This is a genomic window from Deltaproteobacteria bacterium (genome assembly GCA_011773515.1).
Classification (GTDB): Bacteria; Desulfobacterota; Deferrimicrobia; order J040; family J040; genus WVXK01.
The window spans coordinates 13224-16319 of record WVXK01000111.1 but is presented as its reverse complement, the minus strand read 5'-3'; the positions used below and the strand labels follow the sequence as shown (position 1 = coordinate 16319).

Below are 3096 nucleotides of genomic sequence, written 5' to 3'. Positions count from 1 at the left end.
ACCTTGATTCCCCTTTTTCCCGTCGGGTAATCAACCAGGAAGCCCGATACCTCGATCTCCTCGCGAATGTGACGCATCAGGGCCTGGACGCTTCCCTCGTTTTCAAGGACATATTCCTCTTCGCCGGGGCCAGAAATCTGGATTCCGGTAACCTGCCCCTCGGTGTCCCAGCTGGAAGCGGTGACGATACCCCGGAGGACAACCATCTGCTGTGGGTCGCTTTTCACCACGGACATTCCTTAATTCCGCTTTTTTTTTACGGGGCGAACCCGACAGGAAACAGAGATAGCAAAAACGGTGCCAACTCCTAACCTGCTGAATTTGTTGCTTTTATTGAGAGCTCACGAAAAAGGTCGGAACTGATGGTTCCTGTCTGTCAGGAAAAAATCCTCTCCGCTGAGAAGAGATGCGAAAACTTCCTGTATTGATGTACATTTACGATGATAGGAACAGAGGGTTCCGAATTTTCCTTATAGGAACTTATTGTTCTGGTTTTCTGTCCCGGGAAGTGCCGGAGGGTCGGTACTCTTCCTTCTTTATGCCGTGCTTTTTCATGAGCTTGTGCAGCTGGCGCACGCCGACGCCCGCCTCGCTCGCCGTGTTCTTGATACTGCCCCGGTTTCTCTGCAAAAGCTCCCTCAGGTACTGGCTCTCGACGAACCCCAGGGACCGCTCCCTCACGTCGGAAAGGGTAACAGACGTGTCTATGGGCACCCTCGCCATTCTTCCCGGCCCGGTGAATATGTCGGCAGGGAAGTGCCTCGGTGTCAGGACCGGGGAGGACTCGAGTATGTACGCCCTCTCCACGATGTTTTCCATCTCCCGGATGTTCCCGGGCCACCGGTACTGATCGAAGCCACTGATCACCAGTGGGTCCACTCCCGTTATCGTTTTCCCGTACGTCGCGTTCAGCCTCCTGAGGAAGGAGTCGATGAAGATTGGGATGTCCTCGGCCCTGTCCCGGAGGGGAGGGATCTCGATGGGAAACACGTTCAGCCGGTAGTAGAGATCCTTTCTGAATGCCCCCTCGGCACACTTTTTTTCGAGATCCTCGTTGGTGGCGATTATGATCCGCACGTCCACCCCGATCATCCCCTCCCCGCCGATCCGCTGGATGGTCTGATCCTGGAGGACCTGCAGGAGCTTGACCTGCATCATGGGGGTGATGGTGCCGATTTCATCCAGGAAGATCGTGCCCCCGCTTGCAAGCTCGAACCTTCCCAGCTTCCTTCGTATCGCCCCGGTAAAGGCGCCCTTCTCGTGACCGAAGAGCTCGCTTTCCAGCAGGGTATCGGGAATCGCGCCGCAGTGGACGCTTATGAACTGTCGATCCCGCCTGCTGCTCAGGGTGTGTATCATCTTTGCAATCACCCCTTTCCCGGTGCCCGTCTCGCCGGTGATGAAAACGGTGGTCTTCGTGCGGGCAACGGACCGTACCTTGCTCAGGACCTCCTCCATGATCGGGGAGTGCGTCTCCGTGAACTCCACGAAATCCTTTTCCAGGAGCCTGTCCCGGTGATAATCGAGCTCCGACTCCATCCTGAGAGACTCATGGAGACTCTCGGTAATGAATGTAACCTCCTCGGGGTTTATCGGATAGGTGAGATAGTTGCTCGCCCCCCCCTTCACCGCCATGACCATCTCCCTGATCAGCTCCTGCTCGCCCATGACGATGATCTCGGCTGCCGGGAACGCATGCCGGTAACGGCCGATCACGCCCTGGTAGCCGGCGTCTCCCGATTCCCTCTTATCGTGCATGACAAAACCCATGTCTATGAAAACCAGCTCGTACCGATCTCTGCGGGGAAGGTGTGCGAGCTTTTCTCCCGTTGATACCCCGTCGGTCCGGTATGCCGGCTGAAGGCAAATGCGGATCATCTTGCAGGCGTCCCCCGAGGGCGCTGCAGCGACAGCGAACTTCATGGCACCTCGTCCTGCGTGCGGGCGAAAAAGACCGCCCCGTGGATTTTCATCCAATATAGCACAAAGAAATCCTGCAAGATACCGGACTTGGCGGCGGGATTCTTTCCGGTTTCAGTGCATGGAAAAGCCCTGACCACCGACGCGGGATCGTATTCCGGGATGTGTGCCGGAACCCCCCGGGATCCCCTGCGTAAATCCCGGCCACAAGCGGGCGGCTACACGAAATGGGTGTTTTTCACGTATCCCCTTCTTTTCCGAGAATGCCGGTATGGAGAGAGCGGGCCCCTACTTTTTGAACACCTTCGTGAAGAACTCTTTCATCTCCTCCCAGGACTTTGCATCGGCATCGGCGTTGTACCCGATCTTCATGTTGTACTTCCTCGCGTTTTCGTCCGCTTCGGGGTTGGTGAAGCCGTGGACGGCTCCCGGGTAGGAGATGAAGCTAAAATCGGCGCCCGCGCCCTCCATCTCTTTCTTGAAACCATCGATCTGCTCGGGCGTCACGAAGGTATCATCGGCCCCGTTCAGGACCAGGATTTTCGCCTTTACCGCCCCGGGCTTCGCGGGGTCAGACGTGGCCAGCCCGCCGTGGAAGCTCGCCACTCCCTTGAGGTCAAGGCCGTCACGGGCCATCTGCAGAGCGATTCCCCCGCCGAAGCAATAGCCGATTGCGCCGATGCGGTCGGGATCGGTTTGCTCCTGTTTCTTGAGCACCTCCATGGCCGAAATAAACCTCTTCCGTCCCAGGTCCATGTTCTTCCTGATCTCCGATGCGAATTTCCTGGCCTCGTCGGGGTGCCCGGACTGTCTTCCCTCACCGTACATGTCCAGGGCCAGGGCAACGTAACCCAGCTCGGCCAGCATTCTCGCCCGCGATCTCGCATACTCGTTGTTCCCCCAGACCTCGTGCACCACCAAAATGCCGGGGCGCTTGCCGGTAAAGGAGTCGTCGTAGGCCACGTAGCCCTTCATCGTCGTCCCGTCCGAGGTGTAGTCCAGCGGCTTCCCGCGCACCTCCCCGTGGGCGGAAACTGCGGTCATGACAAGAATCAGCACTGCACCGATAATACGCATCTTGCATTCCTCCTTGCGTTTGCATTGACAAGGTTGCGATGAAAAGCGACAGGAGAAGTTTCAACCGGGGTCAGTTCCCATTTCCTCACATTTTTCCCC

3 protein-coding genes are annotated in these 3096 nt (G+C 57.3%); all 3 read right to left on the bottom strand.

Annotated features, from left to right (window positions below; all coding sequences use genetic code 11):
- Nucleotides 1–236 (bottom strand): hypothetical protein (locus GTN70_11820; protein NIO17646.1); only part of this gene is annotated, 236 nt, incomplete at its 3' end.
- Nucleotides 237–480: 244 nt separating this feature from the next.
- Nucleotides 481–1923: an AAA domain-containing protein gene (locus tag GTN70_11815; protein NIO17645.1), complete on the bottom strand. Its 1443-nt coding sequence runs from the start codon at nt 1921–1923 to the stop codon at nt 481–483.
- 285 nt (nt 1924–2208) lie between these two features.
- The gene (locus GTN70_11810; protein ID NIO17644.1) at nt 2209–2997 is read right to left on the bottom strand and encodes a prolyl oligopeptidase family serine peptidase; all 789 of its coding nucleotides are present in this window, start codon (nt 2995–2997) and stop codon (nt 2209–2211) included.
- Nucleotides 2998–3096 lie beyond the last annotated feature (99 nt).

Coding starts and splice junctions, on each gene's coding strand:
- GTN70_11815 (NIO17645.1), bottom strand. CDS start 1,923: ATGAAGTTCGCTGTCGCTGCAGCGCCCTCGGGGGACGCCTGCAAGATG.
- GTN70_11810 (NIO17644.1), bottom strand. CDS start 2,997: ATGCGTATTATCGGTGCAGTGCTGATTCTTGTCATGACCGCAGTTTCC.